The following is a 17,290-nucleotide window of genomic DNA, read 5'->3' as shown; positions in this document are numbered from 1 at the left end:
CCGAGCGCAGGGGTCAGGACACGCCGATTTCGGCGATCCTAAGTCCCCACGGGTACGCGGCCTGCACCCCGCTGAGGCGGGGCAGCTGCGTGAAGTTGACGATGACGTAGCGGGCAGAAGCAGCCTGCCCGTCCGTCTTCGGCACCGGAATGCTGGTGGTGGGACCGGTGAAGCCGCTCTGGGCAACCGACGTCGCACCCTCCAGATCCGGAGTGTCGTTGAGCATTACGGAGAAGCTGCCACCCGTGCCGTTCAGCTGGGTGATGTTGATCTCATTGATCGCCGATTCCGAACCCAGATCCACCACCATGGCCAGGCTCGGGGCGAGCCCGCCGAACGTGTCGCTGGCATAGACGTAGCTGGACCAGTAAGAGGACGGGTTGCCGTCGATGATCTGCGGCAGGGCGCCGTCGTTGGCGGAATCGAGCTGCGGATTGCCCGGAACCAGACGGGTGATGCCTGCAATCTCGGGTGCCGGTGCAGGTGCGGCGGCGTCCGCGCTCGGGGCGGCCTGCGCAGCCTCCTGCGTCGGTTCCGTGGAGGCACCGGCTTCCGGGTTGGACCCGAACATATCGCCCATTTTCCCGAGCTGGGAAACGGCGAGGACCACTGCGAGGACAAGCACGAGACTCAGGATCGCGCCGATAAGCACGCGGCCGGACTTGCGGTTCGGTTTCTCCTCGGCGCTGTCCTCTTCGAAGTCCTCGTCCGGATCACCGTACCCGTAGCCGTCATCGTCGTAACTGCCTGCCGCCAGGGCGGACTTGGGGAAGGTCGACGCCGAGCGGGAGTTCCGTTCCGGAACCGGTGCAGCCCGGGGCTCGTCATCTTCCCACTTAGTGACCTTGGCCGGCTGCGCTTCGGCGGCCGACTGCCTGGGCCGGTTAGCGGGAGGCGGGGGGACGTTGGCACCGCCGGTGGCGGCCTCGGCCGGAGCGTCGGCTGACTCGCCGAACTGAAGGTCGCGCTCGGCCGCAGCGGCCCCGGCGCCGGCTCCAGCAGCAGCAGCGGCGCTGCGTCCAAACCGGGGGAGCTTGGGCTTGTGCGCACCGGAGAGCAGCGGCTTGCGCGGCTCACGCTCCTCGTGTTCAACGTAGCGGTCTTCTTCAACGGTTTCCGGCTCGCGGGAGCGGGGCATACCGAAGATTTCCGAGCCGAGGGTGTCGGTAAAGAAAGGCTCGACGTAGGGGGCATCCCGCTCAATCACGAGATCCAGGAGATCCGCCGCGCTGGCAGTATTCGTGACCAGATAGGTACGGCCGTCGCTGACACCCAGATCCAGCACCTGGACGTTGCCGTGGCGTTCACCGGTGGCGATTTCACGGGCGCTGGCCGAGACCTGGCTGGCATTCACGGGGGCGGCTACGAGGATGCTGACGGAGCGGTTCAGGACCTGGTCCACACCATCGAGCACCATGTCCTGCTCAGCTGAAGCGAGTACCAGGGCTGTCACCTTGTAACGCCCGCCCAGTACTGAACCGACGTCTACGGACTGTGGCACGTGTTCCTCCCATGAAAACGGCAATAAGACTGCGTCAGGCTTATCTGACATTGCGTACTCGGATGTTCGTTCACGGACACGGAACGCGGCCGGCTGCCGCAGCCCTGAACTGCCTGCTTTGTTCCCATGCTACCCGTGCCGTCACAGAATGCCGGAAGCGGCACTTTAGGGAGTGCGCCGGAGTTTGGCAAGGAGCGGTGCCAGGAACGCGTCCAGCTCGGAGACCTTCAGAACGCGCAGCATGAGGTAGTACGCCACGGCCATCAGGGCGCCGCAGACCACCAGGACTACGGTGGCGGAAGGCAGCGATTGCCAGGCAAAGCCGTCGGCCGAGTAGCCGCCCAGCACAGCCAAGGCGGCCGAACCGACGGCGGAAGCAGCCAAAGCGGCAACCACGAGCCGGACGTGGACGTCGAAGACCCGGGCGCCGCCGTAGTCGCCGAGGCTGCGGCGGAGGAAGATGTGGCTGAGGACGACGGCCGCGACGTTGCCCAAGGAATAGGCGATGGCCAGGGCGAAGATGATCCGGTCGGCGGGCAAGGTGGCTGCCCCCAGGGCAAGCGTGATGCCGAAGGCCGAAAGAATCAGCTGCATAACGAGCGGGGTCTTCGCGTCCTCGTTGGCGTAGAAGGCACGGTTCATCAGGAAGGTGGCGCTGAGGAACGGTGCGCTGATCGCCAGCAGCACCAGCACCTGGGCCTGCAGCGCGGCGGAGACATTCGATCCGCCGCTGAACCAGATGCTGATCGGTCCGGCCAGGACAATCAGCACCGCGGAGCAAAAGACGGTGGCCACCCCGATGGCCCGCAGCCCCTGCGACAGGGTCGCCCGGACGCCGTCGTAGTTTTTCTCCGAGTAGGCGTGGGACATCTGGTTGAAGAGCACCGTGGCGAGGGACAACGTGATGACGGAGTGCGGAATGATGTACAGCATCGACGCCGTTTCCAGGTTCAGCTGACCGGCAATCTCACGGCCCATGGCCTGGTATTCGGGCCGGGCTTCGGAAGCGATCGTGGCCACGGCTGTATAGACCAGGTAAGCGCCGTTGCCCACAAGCATCGTGATGATGGTCCACTTGGCCACCTTCCCGGTTTCCCGCAGGCCCACCCCGCGAAGCCCGAACGAGGGACGCAGCCCCAGTCCAAGGCGGCGCAGCGGGACCAGCAGGATCAGTGCCTGCATCACAATGCCGAGGGTGGTGCTGCCGGCCAGGATGACGGTGGCCTGGGTAGTCCAGTTCTCCGGAGAGAACGACGACGTCTCCTCCCTGCCGATGAACGTAATGAAGACGAGAAGGCCGGCGATCGCGATGATGTTGTTGACCACGGGCGCCCACATGTAGGCGCCGAACCTGCCGTTGGCGTTGAGGATCTGCCCGATCACCGCGTAGGCGCCGTAGAAGAAGATCTGCGGGAAAAGCCAGTAGGCGAAGGTGGTCGCCAGGGCCAGCTGGTCCGGGCTCAGCGACAAGACCGTGGACAGGATCACGGGTGCAGCGAGCGTGGCCACGAGGGCTATGCCGGCCAGCACGAGGAGGCAGAGGGTGAGGATCCGCGAAACGTACTCGGCGCCCCCGTCAGGCCGCTTGCTCGCCTTGATGATCTGCGGGACCAGCACTGCGTTGAAGACGCCGCCGGCCACCATCAGGTAGATAAAGTTCGGCAGCACGTTCGCTGAACTGAAGATATCGGTGACCAGTCCGGTGCTGCCGATGGCGATTGCCAACAGGGCGGTGCGGACCAGTCCAAGGACACGGGAAACGAGTGTTCCCGATGCCATCACGACACTCGAACGCGTAGTACTGGGGGCTATGTTCTTTTCGGCCATCGTGACCCTATGTTCTCACCTCCGGTCCGGATTGCCTCAAACGGCGCTGCGCCCCGGGGGAGTCAAAGGTAGCGGGGGAGGATCTCGCGGGCGAGGTCCGCGATGCGGCGCTCGTTGGGGAAGGAGAGCCGCCGGCCGAGCTCCGCCAGCGGAACCCAGGCGACGTCCACGGCTTCGTGGTCCGGATCATTTTCGATGGTCAGATGCCCGCCGCAGGCTTCCAGGAGGAAGTGGTGGACCGTCTTATGCACCCGGTGCCCGCTGACCGTAAACCAGTAGTCGATACTGCCCAGTGCCGTCAGGATGCGGCCGTCAATGCCCGTCTCCTCCGCAATTTCGCGGATGGCGGCAGCCTGATTGTCTTCGTCGTTTTCGGGGTGGCCCTTGGGCAGGCACCATTCCAGCCGGCCGCCGCGGTTCAGTCGGGCAATAATCGCGACGTGCAGCTGCTCCGTTGAGGTGTCGACCACAATCCCGCCGGCCGAAACCTCCTCCACCGTGGGGAGGGGGGTATGCACCGAATGCGCACCGGCGCCGCCCATTGACGCAGTCAACGGGGTCCGCTTGGGGGCGCTCGGTACGGGATGGGCCATACTCCCACTGTAACGATCTTTGCCGGGGGATGATGACTGTTATGCGGGCTGCCGGAGAGGAAGCGGGAACCCTCGGCGTGTCCGCGCTCCAGCTCTCACCCCTTGTCGGCCTTCACCGTTTTATCTGGCAGGCTTAAAGCACTATGGTGCACCTTTTTGATAGTTCGGCTTTGAAGTCCCCGTTACCCGAGGTGATCCCGGAACTCGGGGCGCGTTTCGAGGATGCCGGGTACGAGCTTTCGCTCGTTGGCGGCCCCGTCCGCGACCTGTTCCTGGGCAGGGTTTCCCCGGATCTGGATTTCACCACCAACGCGCGCCCGGACGACATCATCAGGGTCATCAAGGGCTGGGCCGACACTTACTGGGAGATCGGCCGGGAGTTCGGCACCATCGGGATGCGCAAGGACGGCTTCCAGGTGGAGGTCACCACCTACCGGGCCGATGCCTATGATCCCGACTCCCGCAAGCCCGCCGTGGCTTTCGGCGACAAGCTTGAAGACGATCTGTTCCGCCGTGACTTCACCATGAACGCGATGGCGCTGCGGCTGCCGTCGATGGAACTGGTGGATCCCTTTGGCGGTGCCCGCGATCTGCATGCGGGGATGGTGCGTACCCCCGGTGCGCCGTCGACGTCGTTCTCCGACGATCCGCTGCGCATGATGCGGGCCGCCCGCTTCGCCTCCCAGCTGGGGGTGGAAGTGGCGCCGGACGTTTTTGAAGCGATGCGGGACATGGCCGGGCGGATCGAGATCATCTCCGCCGAACGGGTCCGGGACGAATTGACCAAGCTGATCTGCGGCAAGGCCCCGTGGACCGGCGTGAACCTGCTCGTGGAGAGCGGCCTGGCCGAGCACGTGCTGCCTGAGGTTTCAGCGCTGCGCCTCGAGATTGACGAGCATCACCGGCACAAGGACGTGTACCAGCACTCCCTGACGGTCCTCCGCCAGGCGTGCGAACTGGAAACCGACGGCGACGGTCCGGTGCCGGCACCGGATTTCGTGCTGCGCTTCGCGGCCCTGATGCACGACGTCGGAAAACCCTCCACCCGCCGCTTTGAGTCGACCGGGTCCGTGAGCTTCCTGCACCACGACGCCGTCGGCGCCAAGCTGACCGCCAAGCGGATGAAGGCCCTGCGGTTCGACAATGACACCATCAAGGCCGTGGCCCGGCTGGTGGAACTGCACATGCGCTTCTACGGCTACGGTGATGCAGGCTGGACCGACTCGGCGGTGCGCCGCTACGTGAACGACGCCGGTCCGCTGCTGCAGCGACTGCACCGGCTCACGCGTTCCGATGTCACCACCCGCAACCGGCGCAAGGCCGAGCGGCTGGCCTTCGCCTACGACGATTTGGAGCAGCGCATAGCCGCCCTGGCCGAGCAGGAAGAGCTGGCCGCGATCCGTCCGGACCTGGACGGCGAACAGATCATGGCCCTGCTGCAGATCCGTCCCGGACCGGTGGTGGGCCGCGCGTACCGGTTCCTGCTGGAGGAACGGATGGAAAACGGTCCGCGGAGCGAGGCTGAAACAGCTGAGCTGCTCCGCGCCTGGTGGGCGGAACAGCCCGAGAACCAGATTGCTGCCGCTGGCACAGCACCTGATACAACGGAAAAGGAACCCCAGCGGGAACCGGAAGCATCAGGTACGAACGTGAAGGACAGCGAAAAATGAGCAACGGGGAAAATTTCGGCCCGGCAGTCCCGGACCTGACTCCGTCCGGAACCCGGTTGCCCCGCCTCTGGCTGCTGCGCCACGGGGAAACCGAATGGTCCCGGGAAGGCAACTACACCGGCCTGACCGATATCCCCCTTACGTCCGAGGGTGAGGCCCAGGCTGAGGCCGCGCGGGCCAAGATCGGTCCGGTGACCTTTGACCGGGTACTGACCTCCCCGCTGATCCGTGCCCGCCGCACCGCAGAACTGGTGGGTTACCCCGACGCCGAGGTGGTTCCGCACGCCCACGAGTGGGACTACGGGGACAACGAGGGCCGCAACAGCCGGCAGGTCCGCGCAGAAAACCCCGGCTACCTGATCTGGAAGGACGGCGTGCCCAACGGAGAGACCCTGGCGCAGGTTGCCGAACGGGCCGACCTCATCATCTCCTCCGTGCAGGCCGGCTGCGGCACCGAAATGGACCGCGACCCCGAGGCGACGCCGGTGGAGAAGGTCCTGCTCGTGGCCCACGGCCATTTCCTGCGTATCCTGGCTGCCCGCTGGCTCGGCCTTGCCCCTGAGATGGGCCGGCATTTTGCGCTCAGCACCGCAGCGGTCTGCACCCTCGGCTGGGACAAGCACACGCCTGCCGTTGTCGGCTGGAACCTCTAGTACTGCGACACGGCCCTGCCCGCACGACCCTGGAATAAAAGTTTTTCAGGGAATTTGGAGAAAGTGCTTGGCAGGGCCGTGAAGTCTGTTGTACCTTTCTTTTGCGGGCACATTAATCGTCCGCAATAGACCGAACTGGATTCCCTGCTTACGGAGCTGCTTCTGCAGCTTTACGTCAGTGTCCAGTACCCCGGGTACCGCGAACAGGAGGTGGAGATTGATGAACACTAATGGAATTCACATCGTAGTTACCGGCGGCAAAACCGGCAGCAATCTCCGGCCGTCCTTCCGGAAGTCCCAGGTACCAACCTCGGTCCTCCCCGGTCGGCCCCGCGCCGCTTCCCGGTTTGCCGGAACTGCCAGCTGGCCCGTTTCAGCGTAAACGCTGCCGGCCCGGCAAAACAGTCCACCGCCACCGGCGCCAGGCACTCCCGTCCAGCTCCACACACGCTCTTCCATCGCCCCTCCCCTTTCGTGGGGAGCTGGCCGGGCCCGTGTAGTGGATTAGCCGCGGAACGGTAGCCGGCATTCCCCTTTGAAAGACATTGCCGCGTCTAAGGTCGGGTATTTCCCGCAAATCGCCTTGACGTCGCTTTAACGTCCTTTATTGGCTCCCTGCGTCATTTCGACGTTATTTTATCCCCTTATTCTTTTGTGCCCTTTTTCGGGCCTTCCTGTCGGAGATTCCAATGCCTGAATTACCCCTGCCCGGTACCACTCTGCCCAAAACCAACCAACCCGGCCCCCGGTCCGGACTTCAGAGCCGGCTACATGCTGCCGCCAGCCTTGATGAGTCGCTGCTGCCCCGCGCACGGCCGCCGGAACAACCCGCTCCTGTCCTGCGACGTGCAGCCAAGGGGGTGTACGCAATGCTCAAGCGACTGCGGAGTTCCTACCTTCGGTCCAGTGCCGTCCATCACGCCCGGATGGACGCGGCCCTGACCGGTGAACAAGGTCACCTGCTGATGCACTACTTCAATTCCGTCAAATAATCGAAGGTCCCGCCTGGACCTGTTCAACCGTCGCTGCCCGGCACCCTGTGGATGCCGGGCAGTGCCGTGTCCGGCATCCGGCGAGGGGACGGACGTGTTCTGGCTGACAGGAAACAAAGCTCGAGCCCGCGGCGTTATAAAGTCGATAGAGAAGTTAACGGTCAGGAAGGGAGCGAAGTGCCCCAGGTCAAGCGTGTGGCCATGCTCTCCCTTCATACCTCCCCGCTTGAACAGCCCGGGTCCGGCGATGCCGGCGGCATGAACGTCTACGTCCGGTCCGTTGCCCTGGAACTGGCACGCGCAGGTACCGAGGTGGAGATCTTCACCCGGGCCACGGACCCGCTGCAGACCGCCGACGTTGCCCTGGCCCCCGGAGTGAAGGTCCGCCACGTGGTTGCCGGTCCCGTCCGCAAGGTGGCCAAGGAAGAGCTGCCGTACCTGGATCTGGCCGGCGCGGTGGCTGAAGCCCAGCCGTTCCTGCTGGACGGCGGCTTCGATGTTGTCCACTCCCATTACTGGGTTTCAGGCGCCGCAGGACTATCCGTGGCGCGGCAGTGGGACCTCCCGCTGGTCCACACCATGCACACCATGGCTCGGGTCAAGAACCTGCAGGGGCAGCCCGGTGAAGCACTCGAGCCGCAGATCCGGATTGACGGCGAGGAGCAGATAGTCCGCGGTGCGACCCGGTTGATAGCCAATACCAGCACCGAGGCCGCCGAGCTGGAAACCTTTTACGGAGCCGATCCGGAGTCCGTCGACGTGGTGGCACCGGGCGTGGACCTGAATGTGTTTTCCCCACGGGGCAGGCCCGGAGTGCAGGCAGGGCTGGGATTCCTCCCCGGGGTCTTCCATGTGGTTTTCGCCGGCCGGATCCAGCGCATGAAGGGCCCCCAGATTCTGGTGGAGGCCGCCGCCGAGCTGCGCCGCCGCCGGCCGGACATCCCCCTGCGCGTAAGCATCCTCGGCGCCGGCAGCGGCTCCTCGGTGCTTGACCTGGCACCGCTGGTCCGCCGGTTGGGACTGCAGGACACGGTGTCCCTGCGCCCGCCGGTCGAGCCGCACCAGCTCGCTGCCTGGTTCCGCGCCGCCGACGTCGTGGCCGTGCCTTCCTTCAGCGAATCGTTCGGCCTGGTGGCCCTCGAGGCCCAGGCCTGCGGCACCCCCGTCCTCGCCGCCAATGTGGGCGGGCTGCCCAAGGCCGTGCGCAACGGATGCAGCGGCGTCCTTGTTGACGGCCATGCCCCGGGCCGCTGGGCCGCCGAACTGGAGGCACTCTACGACGGCACCGACCGCCGTCGTGCGCTCGGCGAAGGGGCTGCCGCCCACGCTCAGGCGTTCGGCTGGCGCCGGACCGCCATGCTGACCGCGGAAAGTTACCGTGAGGCGGCCGAGCAGTTCGCCAGCCGCTCCGTGCGCAAGTAGCACTGGGCAGCTCCACAGGCTGCTGCCGCCGCCTCCCTGCTGATAGCTTGTCTTGCATCCATACGACCAGCTGCCGCCAAGGGTTTTCGTTGACGGCACAGTGGAAAGGCAGAAGATGACTGTCGGTGCCGATACGCCCTCGGACCTCGAGATTTCCCGGGCGGCACGCCTGCTGCCCATCACCGAGATAGCCCGCCGTGCGTCCATTCCCGACGCCGCGCTGGAACCCTACGGACGCTACAAGGCGAAGGTTGACCCGGCCCTCCTGCCCGAGAGTCCGGCGCGCGGTCGGGTGGTTTTGGTTACGGCCATGAGTCCCACGCCCGCCGGCGAAGGCAAATCCACTGTGACGGTGGGACTGGCCGACGCCCTCCAGCGGGCAGGCGAAAACGTGATGATTGCCCTGCGTGAGCCGTCCTTGGGTCCGGTCCTGGGGATGAAGGGAGGCGCCACGGGCGGCGGCTACTCCCAGGTGGTGCCCATGGAGGACATCAACCTGCACTTCACCGGCGATTTCCATGCAATCACCGCAGCCAACAACGCTCTGGCCGCACTGGTGGACAACCATATCTTCCAGGGAAACCAGCTGGGGCTGGATCCGCGGCGCATCACCATCAAGCGGGTGATGGACATGAATGACCGCGCCCTGCGGGACATCGTGATCGGCCTCGGCGGTCCGGCCCAGGGGGTCCCGCGGCAGGACGGCTTCGACATCACCGTCGCGTCGGAGGTAATGGCCGTCTTTTGCCTTGCACGGAATCTATCGGACCTGTCCGACCGCCTGTCCCGGATCACGGTGGGCTACACCTATGACCGCCGGCCGGTCACCGTTGCGGACCTCGGTGCACAGGGTGCCATGACGCTGCTGCTGCGCGATGCGGTGAAACCAAACCTGGTGCAGACCCTGGCCGGAACGCCGGCACTCGTCCATGGCGGCCCGTTCGCCAACATTGCCCACGGCTGCAACTCGGTCATTGCCACGGCCACAGCGCGCCGACTTGCGGGCGTCGTCGTCACGGAGGCCGGTTTCGGCGCCGACCTCGGCGCGGAGAAGTACCTGGACATCAAGGCGCGGGTGGCCGATGTCGCCCCGGCCGCCGTCGTGGTGGTGGCCACCGTCCGTGCACTCAAGATGCATGGCGGAATACCCAAGAGTGATCTGGCCGCGGAGAATCTGCCTGCTCTGCAGGCAGGGACGGTGAACCTGCACCGGCATCTGGAGAATATCCGCCGGTTCGGAATCAACCCCGTGGTGGCGGTCAACCGGTTCATCACGGATACCGAGGCGGAGCTGCGCTGGCTCATTGACTGGTGCGCGGAGGAGGGCGTGACGGCCGCGGTGGCCGATGTGTGGGCGCAGGGCGGCGGCGGCCCCGGCGGCGACGACCTGGCGGCAGCTGTGCTCCGGGCGTTGGAGCAGCCCTCCGATTTCCGGTTCCTGTATCCGGATGAGCTGCCGGTGGCGGAGAAGATCAGTACCGTGGCCCGGGAAATCTACGGGGCCGCAGACGTCGAATTTTCTCCCCCCGCCCGGCGCCGGCTGCAGGAGATCGAAGAGCGGGGCCTGGAGCACCTGCCGGTCTGCATGGCCAAGACTCCGTACTCCTTCACGGACGACCCCACGGTCCTCGGCGCGCCGGCCGGATTCACCCTCCATGTGCGGGACCTGATCATCAAGACCGGTGCCGGCTTCGTGGTGGCATTGACGGGCGCCGTCATGACCATGCCCGGACTGCCCAGGAACCCGGCAGCGCTGCGCATGGACGTAGCCGCGGACGGCACGCCCAGCGGACTGATTTAAAGGGTGGAACACAGCAATGCCCCTGGTTCCGGAGTCGTCCGGAACCAGGGGCATTGCCGCCGGGGGTCTTAGCGCTCAACCTCGCCGCGGATGAACTGCTCTACCTTTTCCTTGGCCAGGTCATCGTTGTACTGCTCCGGCGGCGACTTCATGAAGTAGCTCGAGGCCGAGAGGATAGGCCCGCCCACACCGCGGTCCAGGGCAATCTTGGCGGCACGCACTGCATCGATGATGACGCCGGCGGAGTTGGGGGAGTCCCACACTTCCAGCTTGTACTCCAGGGACACCGGAGCGTCGCCGAAGTTGCGTCCCTCAAGGCGGACAAAGGCCCATTTACGGTCATCGAGCCACGCGACGTAGTCCGACGGGCCGATGTGGACGTCGTCGGCCTTCAGATGGGCCGAGGTGTTGGACGTGACGGCCTGCGTCTTGGAGATCTTCTTGGATTCCAGGCGCTCGCGTTCGAGCATGTTCTTGAAGTCCATGTTGCCGCCGACATTCAGCTGGTAGGTGCGGTCCAGGATGACGCCGCGGTCCTCGAACAGCTTGGCCATGACGCGGTGCGTGATGGTGGCGCCGATCTGGCTCTTGATGTCGTCGCCGACAATCGGCACGCCGGCAGCGGTGAACTTGTCCGCCCACTCCTTGGTGCCGGCAATGAAGACGGGCAGCGCGTTGACGAAGGCGACGCCGGCGTCGATGGCGCACTGGGCGTAGAACTTGGCAGCCTGCTCGGAGCCGACCGGCAGATAGCAGACCATAACGTCCACTGCGTTGTCCCGAAGGGCAGCAACAATGTCCACCGGCGACGCATCGGATTCAGTGATCGTTTCCCGGTAGTACTTGCCGAGCCCGTCGAGGGTGTGCCCGCGCTGCACGGTGATGCCGGTCTGCGGCACATCGGCAATCTTGATGGTGTTGTTTTCGCTTGCGCCGATCGCGTCAGCCAGGTCGAGGCCGACTTTCTTGCTGTCGACGTCGAAAGCGGCAACGAACTGCACGTCATTGACGTGGTAGTCGCCGAACTTCACGTGCATCAGGCCAGGGACGGTTTCGTTGGGATCGGCGCTGCGGTAGTACTGGACACCCTGCACCAGCGAAGCTGCGCAGTTTCCAACACCCACAATTGCGACCCGGATGGGGTTCTCGGACACGGTTCTCCTTTGAAGAAAAATGTTGAACGCTGCGCCCCCGGCGCAGACAACCTCCACAGTCTACGTGCTTGGCATCACATCTTCCGTTCGGCCCGGACCGCCGGGTTCCCAGGGGGCCGTTTTCCCTCGTTCCCGTCCGTTTCCCCTCGGTCCCCGCCGTGGCCGAACGGGACGCGCTCTGGTGGATACTGGACCCATGCAGCCCAACTCCCGGCGCGGTCCGCAGCGCATTGTGGCGCCCTCCCGCAACGATCCGTTCCTGAGGAAGTTCACGGAAGGCATCGGCGGTCCCCTGGGCCGCCATGCCGCCCCTGGCATCGTCTCGCCCGGATTCTTCACCGTGGAACGGGTGCTGGTCCTATTCACGATCGTCTCCGCACTGCTGGCCGTCCTGATTAAGACACCCTGCCGTGTGGGCGGCTGGGGCACCCCGGACCAGTTTTACGCCGCCTGCTATTCGGACTGGCCGGAACTCTTCCGTACCCGGGGGATAGGCGACGGCGTTTTCCCGTTCCTTACGGAGGGTGCGCTTTTTGAGTATCCGGTCCTTCTGGGACTCCTGGCCGGTGCCGCCGCCCTGGTGGTGCCCGGCGAAGGCGGCACGGCCTTGAGGTCGCTGCAGTATTTCGACGTCAACGCACTCCTGGCCACGGGGGCATGGATTGCCACGGTCATAGCCACCATGCGCCTGGCCGGGCGCCGCCCGTGGGACGCTGCCATGGTGGCGGTAGCCCCGGCGGCGATCCTGTCCGTCTTCATTAACTGGGACATTTTCGCAGTGATGCTGGCCACGGCCGGCATGTTGGCTTTTGCCCGGAACCGTCCGGTGGCAGCAGGCGTGCTGATCGGGCTGGGAACCGCGCTCAAGCTTTACCCCGTGCTGATTCTCGGCGCCGTGCTGGTGCTCGCGCTGCGGACGCTCCGCCTGCGCCCGGCGGTGCTGACCTTTACGGCTGCGGCAGCAACCTGGCTGGCCGTCAACCTGCCGTTCCTGCTCCGCGATTACGAGTCCTGGCGCTTCTTCCTCACGTTCACCCAGGACCGCCCGGCGGGCTACTCTTCCATCTGGTTCGCCTGGAACCTGACCGTGGAGCGGGCCGGCGGAACCGGCGTCGGACCCGAATTCATCAATCTATGGGCCTACCTGCTGTTTGCACTGGCGTGCCTTGGAATCGCCGTGCTGGCGCTGCGATGCAGACGGCGGCCGCGGTTGGCGCAGCTGGTTTTCCTGATTGTTGCGGCCTTCATCCTCACCAATAAGGTCTACTCGCCGCAGTTTGTTCTCTGGCTCATTCCGCTGGTCGCCCTGGCCCGGCCGAGGTGGCGCGACTTCCTGATCTGGCAGTTCTTCGAAGTGATGCACTGGTGGGCTATCTGGATGTACCTCGCGAAAGAGACCTCCGGCGGCGCCGCCGAGAACAACCTCGATTCGCCCTACTACGTGCTGGCTGTTCTGGGCCATGTGCTGGCCACCGCTTATCTGATGTACCGGGTGGTGTCCGACATTCTGGAACCCGACGGCGACCCCGTTCGCCGGGGCGGCGTCGACGATCCGCAGGGCGGACCGTTCGACGGTGCCCCCGACCGCTGGGCCCTGCGGCGGCGAAGGCCGGTATCCTTGGAAACGCATGCGGCCCCGGCGAAAGAAGCACAGTGACCCCCGTTCCATACCGTTCCGAGCAGCTCACCCAAGAGGCGTTCGAGGCGCTCGCCGCCGCGCACCCCGATGTGGTGATCCCGCTGGAGCAAACCCCTTACTGGGCGGATTTTGAGCGGAAGCTTGGCCGCAGCCCGTACGGCATCTGGGCCTATTACGACGGCGACACCCTGGTTGCCACCGCCAGCTACCTTCGCTCCGAACGGCGGCTGCGGCCGTCCCTCGTGGTCGTCAACGGTCCCACCTGGTTCACCACGCGCACGCACAACGCCGAAGCCCGGCTCGTGTCCACTGTGCAGGAACAGTTCCGGACCGATCCCGCCGTGGACCCGTTGTATATCCGGATGCAGATCGCGCATCCGCAGCCGCCCGTCACCGGTCCGCTGGAACACGGCTGGTACGAACGGGAAATCGTCGTCGACCTGACTCCGGATACGGACGAAATCTTTGCGTCGTTCCGGTCCAACGCGCGGAACCTGATCCGCAAGGCGGAGAAGCTGGGCGTCAAGGTCCAGACCATCGAGCGCGCCCGCTGGGCAGAGGTGTTCCGCACGGAACTGTTCCCGATCATGCAGGAAACCGCTTCGCGGGACGGCTTCTCGAGCTTCGAGTCCTCGTTCTACGAAACCCTGCTTACCGAACTCGGCGACCATCTGCGCCTCATGGTGGCGTACATGGACGGACAGGCCGTGTCCTGGCTGATCACCACCGAGTACCGCGGTTACTCCGTTTACTACTTCGCGGCGAGCTCGCACAGCGCCCGCAAGACCAATGCGCCCTACCTGCTGCTCTGGGAGGCCTTCAAGGTCCTCAAGGAAGCGGGCAACACGGCGTGCGGGTTGACCGGGATCGTCAGTGACAACTACCCGAGCCTGATTAACGTCACCACGTTCAAGCGGAACTTCTCCAAGACGGTGGTCACCATCCCCACGACCTATGACATTCCCCTGCATCCGCTGCGGTACGCTCTGGTGGCAAACGCTCTGAAGCTGCGGCGCGAGGCGCCCGCGAAGCTGCGCAGCCTGCCGGCCTCCGCCAAGGGTCTTGCAGGCCGGATCACCGGACGGAAGGGCGAAAAGGCGGCCTAATGAGCGATGTCAGTGTAGTCGGGGCCGGTCCCAACGGACTCGCGGCGGCGGTCATCATGGCCCGCGCCGGCCTCGAGGTCGAGGTGTTCGAAACCCAGTCCACGGTCGGCGGCGGGAGCCGCACCAAGGAACTGATGGAACCCGGCCACCTGCACGACATCTGCTCCGCAGTGCATCCCATGGCCCTGGCCTCTCCGTTCTTCCGCAGCTTCGGACTGGACCGGCGGATTAACCTGGTGGTGCCGGAGATTTCCTACGCCTCGCCGCTCGACGGCGGCCGCGCCGCCCTGGCGTACCGGAACCTGGACCGGACGGTGGAGGGGCTCGGAAGGGACGGTGCCGCCTACCGGGGGCTGATGGAGCCGCTGGTCCGGCGCAGCGAGGCAATCACCGAACTGCTGATGGGTTCCCTCCTGAGTGTTCCCCGGGATCCGATTGCGCTGGCAAGCTTCGGACTGGCCGCCCTGGACCAGGGCACGCCGCTGTGGAACCGGCGGTTCTTGGAAGACGCGGCGCCGGCGCTGCTCTCCGGCGTAGCGGCGCATCCGGTGGGGAAAATGCCCTCGCTGCCTTCCGCTGGCGGCGGGTTGATGCTGGGCACCCTCGCCCATTCAGTCGGCTGGCCCATCCCGGTAGGCGGTTCCCAGGCCATCGCCGAGGCGATGGCCGACGATCTGCGGGCGCACGGCGGAAAGATTTCCACCGGCCACCGCATCACCTCCCTGGACGAGGTGGCGGGCTCCCGGGCCATCATCCTCGACGTCTCCCCGTCGGTGCTGCTGGAGCTGGGCGGGGAGCGCCTGCCGCCGCGTTATGCGCGGGCGCTGGAACGCTTCCGCTACGGCAATGCTGCCTGCAAGGTGGACTTCATCCTCTCCGGCCCGGTCCCCTGGGCCAATCCGGAGATGTCCCGCACCGGCACCGCCCACCTGGGCGGCACCCGGGCGGAATTGGCCGCAGCGGAGGCCGACGTCGCGGCCGGCCGGCACCCTGCCCGCCCCTATGTCCTGTTGTCCCAGCCCAGCGGCTTCGATCCCACCCGGGCGCCCGCGGGCCGTTCCGTGCTCTGGTCCTACTGCCATGTGCCCGCCGGATCCACGGTGGACATGACAGAAGCGGTCACGGCGCAGATCGAGCGTTTCGCGCCCGGATTCCGTGATGTGATTGTCGATTCGCGGGTGACGACGGCGGCGGACCTGGCACAGTACAACGCCAACTACGTGGGCGGGGACTTCGGCGGCGGGGCGGTGACGCTGGCCCAGATGCTGATTCGTCCGGTCCTGTCCCCGAAGCCGTGGCGCACGGCGCTTCCCGGTGTCTACCTCAGCTCGGCGTCAACCCCGCCGGGACCGGGCGTCCACGGGATGGGTGGCCTGCATGCTGCGAAGCTGGCACTGAAGGACGTGTTCGGGCTGCCGATGCCGTCGCTGGAACCCGTGCACGGAGCCCGTTAGGACCTCCGCCTCCCGGTCAACCGGGGGTTCCTTGGCGCCCGGGATCCACACTGCCTGAGATTGTGATCCATGCCATAGAACCTTGTATGTTATCGGGTACCGGCACCGCAGCCGGGTACTTGAACTGGGGGAACAAGTCATGGGGGACAGACAAATGGATAGCCGCAGCCCGGTTGATGGCGCACAGGGGAACCAGGGGGCTCCGCCGCCGCCGCCCGGCCCGGGCATCCAGCAGCAGCAGCACCCACAGCAGCCGCACCAGCCCAATCCCCAGGCACCGGCTCCCCAGGCACCGGCTCCGCAGGGGCCGGCTCCGCAGGCACCGGCTCCGCAGGGGCAATGGCCCCAGGCGGCTCCTCCGCCACCCGGGGGACCCGGACTGCCGGGACAGGCATCGAAGCAGCCGAACCCGAAGCGGCGTAAAGGCCTGATCATTGCCGGCAGTGTTGCCGCTGGACTGCTGGTGATTCTCGGTGTTGGCGGGTTCTTCGGCTACAAACACCTCAGCGAGACGACTTACAGCCCCCGGGTGCAGGCAGAGGAATACCTCCAGGCACTCGTCGACGCGGACGTGGAACGCGCGATGGAAATGGCTCCCGCCAGCGGGGACGAAAAGGACCAGCTGGACTACTCGCTCATGACCAATGAGATCTACTCCAAGGCGACCGACCGGATCTCCGGATTCGAAGTGACCAATGTGGAGGTCAACGACGACGGCACTGCCGACGTGAGTGTTGACGTCAAGCAGGGGGACGATACCGAGTCCATGCAGCTGAAGCTGTCAGAGAATGGGACGGAGGCCGTGCTTTTCAAGAAGTGGAAGCTGGATGCCCCGCTGGGCAGCTGGTCGCTGAAGTACAGTCTGGACGCGGACGCCTCCGAACCCGCCGTAAACGGCGTAGGCATCGAACTGCCCGAGGACGGCAGAAAGCTGGCCGTGCTGCCGGGCGAGTACACCTTCAACGCACCTACCGGAACGAAGTTCATCAGCTACGGCGAGGACGAGAAAATGTCCGTCCGCCTGAACGGCCAGGAAGCATTGATGGGGGTCGGATTCACCCCGGAGATCACGGACGCGGCGCGCGAGGAGATCAAGGCAAAAACCGCTGCGCACATCGAGGAATGTGTCGCGTCCACGGAGCTGATTCCCAAGGGATGCCCGAACCAGATGGATGACCAGGACCCGAACAACTTCCGCAATATCAAGTGGACCATGACCAAGGCACCCCGGTACGACAGCATCGAGGGTGACCCGACCGGACCGTTCAGGGTGGAATCCGTCGACGGGGCCTTTGCCTTGGACTGCGAGATGAAGCAGGGCGACTCCTGGGAACCGCAAACGGGCACGGTAGAGCTCTACTCGCTGCCGGCCGAGGTCTACATCCTGGGGGACGCCATTTCCATCCTGTTCCCCCAATAGCAGCAGGCGGCCCCGCCGGATCCGGCGGGGCCGCAATTGTTACCTCCGTCATAAACCC

The 17,290-nt window shown here is 65.5% G+C and carries 12 protein-coding genes; 8 read left to right on the top strand and 4 right to left on the bottom strand.

Going from position 1 to position 17,290, the window contains the following annotated elements; all coding sequences use genetic code 11:
• Positions 1 to 13 precede the first annotated feature (13 nt).
• The 3 genes from N2K98_RS17110 to N2K98_RS17100 form a co-directional block, all read right to left on the bottom strand.
• The gene (locus tag N2K98_RS17110) at positions 14 to 1,501 is read right to left on the bottom strand and encodes an ABC transporter substrate-binding protein (RefSeq protein ID WP_255864488.1); all 1,488 of its coding nucleotides are present in this window, start codon (positions 1,499 to 1,501) and stop codon (positions 14 to 16) included.
• A 165-nt stretch (positions 1,502 to 1,666) separates the two neighbouring features.
• A complete protein-coding gene (gene murJ, locus N2K98_RS17105) occupies positions 1,667 to 3,328 on the bottom strand; it encodes a murein biosynthesis integral membrane protein MurJ (RefSeq protein WP_255864489.1) in 1,662 nt (553 codons plus the stop codon).
• Between the two features lie 62 nt (positions 3,329 to 3,390).
• Entirely contained in the window at positions 3,391 to 3,921 is a 531-nt protein-coding gene (locus N2K98_RS17100; protein ID WP_227920343.1) for an NUDIX hydrolase, read from the bottom strand.
• 143 nt (positions 3,922 to 4,064) lie between these two features.
• Between N2K98_RS17100 and N2K98_RS17095 the strand changes: the two genes are divergently transcribed.
• From N2K98_RS17095 to N2K98_RS17080, 4 genes are all read left to right on the top strand, one after another.
• Entirely contained in the window at positions 4,065 to 5,591 is a 1,527-nt protein-coding gene (locus N2K98_RS17095) for a CCA tRNA nucleotidyltransferase (RefSeq protein WP_255864490.1), read from the top strand.
• Positions 5,588 to 6,244 carry a histidine phosphatase family protein gene (locus N2K98_RS17090; protein WP_255796335.1) on the top strand — a complete coding sequence of 219 codons (657 nt, stop codon included), beginning with the start codon at positions 5,588 to 5,590 and terminating at the stop codon, positions 6,242 to 6,244. The genes N2K98_RS17095 and N2K98_RS17090 overlap by 4 nt, the downstream gene beginning before the upstream one ends.
• Before the next feature lie 1,169 nt (positions 6,245 to 7,413).
• Entirely contained in the window at positions 7,414 to 8,658 is a 1,245-nt protein-coding gene (mshA, locus tag N2K98_RS17085) for a D-inositol-3-phosphate glycosyltransferase (RefSeq protein WP_255796336.1), read from the top strand.
• Positions 8,659 to 8,773: 115 nt separating this feature from the next.
• Positions 8,774 to 10,459 (top strand): formate--tetrahydrofolate ligase, encoded by a 1,686-nt coding sequence (locus tag N2K98_RS17080; RefSeq protein ID WP_255796337.1) that lies wholly within the window; start codon positions 8,774 to 8,776, stop codon positions 10,457 to 10,459.
• 68 nt (positions 10,460 to 10,527) lie between these two features.
• Here the strand turns inward: N2K98_RS17080 and N2K98_RS17075 are convergent, their stop codons facing one another.
• Positions 10,528 to 11,613, bottom strand: a complete 1,086-nt coding sequence (locus N2K98_RS17075) for an inositol-3-phosphate synthase (protein WP_255796338.1) — start codon at positions 11,611 to 11,613, stop codon at positions 10,528 to 10,530.
• A gap of 196 nt (positions 11,614 to 11,809) precedes the next feature.
• On the opposite strand from N2K98_RS17075, the gene N2K98_RS17070 reads away from it, so the two are divergent.
• The 4 genes from N2K98_RS17070 to N2K98_RS17055 all read left to right on the top strand — a co-directional run bounded on the left by N2K98_RS17070 (position 11,810) and on the right by N2K98_RS17055 (position 17,232).
• Entirely contained in the window at positions 11,810 to 13,270 is a 1,461-nt protein-coding gene (locus N2K98_RS17070; protein ID WP_255796339.1) for a glycosyltransferase family 87 protein, read from the top strand.
• Positions 13,267 to 14,358: a lipid II:glycine glycyltransferase FemX gene (locus tag N2K98_RS17065; RefSeq protein ID WP_255864492.1), complete on the top strand. Its 1,092-nt coding sequence runs from the start codon at positions 13,267 to 13,269 to the stop codon at positions 14,356 to 14,358. The genes N2K98_RS17070 and N2K98_RS17065 overlap by 4 nt, the downstream gene beginning before the upstream one ends.
• The gene (locus N2K98_RS17060) at positions 14,358 to 15,812 is read left to right on the top strand and encodes a phytoene desaturase family protein (protein WP_255864493.1); all 1,455 of its coding nucleotides are present in this window, start codon (positions 14,358 to 14,360) and stop codon (positions 15,810 to 15,812) included. Before N2K98_RS17065 ends, N2K98_RS17060 begins: the two co-directional genes overlap by 1 nt.
• Positions 15,813 to 15,966: 154 nt before the next feature.
• Complete coding sequence (locus N2K98_RS17055) at positions 15,967 to 17,232, top strand: hypothetical protein (RefSeq protein WP_255864495.1); 1,266 nt, start codon at positions 15,967 to 15,969, stop codon at positions 17,230 to 17,232.
• The last annotated feature ends 58 nt before the right edge of the window (positions 17,233 to 17,290 follow it).

The sequence above is a fragment of the Arthrobacter jinronghuae genome, from assembly GCF_025244825.1.
Lineage (GTDB): Bacteria > Actinomycetota > Actinomycetes > Actinomycetales > Micrococcaceae > Arthrobacter_B > Arthrobacter_B jinronghuae.
The sequence above is the reverse complement of the archived record's forward strand: the minus strand, read 5'-3'. Positions and strand labels throughout refer to the sequence as shown.

Excerpts from the sequence above, each read along its gene's own strand:
- N2K98_RS17080 (WP_255796337.1), top strand. The coding sequence starts at position 8,774 with ATGACTGTCGGTGCCGATACGCCCTCGGACCTCGAGATTTCCCGGGCG.
- N2K98_RS17100 (WP_227920343.1), bottom strand. The coding sequence starts at position 3,921 with ATGGCCCATCCCGTACCGAGCGCCCCCAAGCGGACCCCGTTGACTGCG.
- N2K98_RS17070 (WP_255796339.1), top strand. The coding sequence starts at position 11,810 with ATGCAGCCCAACTCCCGGCGCGGTCCGCAGCGCATTGTGGCGCCCTCC.
- N2K98_RS17090 (WP_255796335.1), top strand. The coding sequence starts at position 5,588 with ATGAGCAACGGGGAAAATTTCGGCCCGGCAGTCCCGGACCTGACTCCG.
- N2K98_RS17060 (WP_255864493.1), top strand. The coding sequence starts at position 14,358 with ATGAGCGATGTCAGTGTAGTCGGGGCCGGTCCCAACGGACTCGCGGCG.
- murJ (WP_255864489.1), bottom strand. The coding sequence starts at position 3,328 with ATGGCCGAAAAGAACATAGCCCCCAGTACTACGCGTTCGAGTGTCGTG.
- N2K98_RS17095 (WP_255864490.1), top strand. The coding sequence starts at position 4,065 with ATGGTGCACCTTTTTGATAGTTCGGCTTTGAAGTCCCCGTTACCCGAG.
- N2K98_RS17055 (WP_255864495.1), top strand. The coding sequence starts at position 15,967 with ATGGATAGCCGCAGCCCGGTTGATGGCGCACAGGGGAACCAGGGGGCT.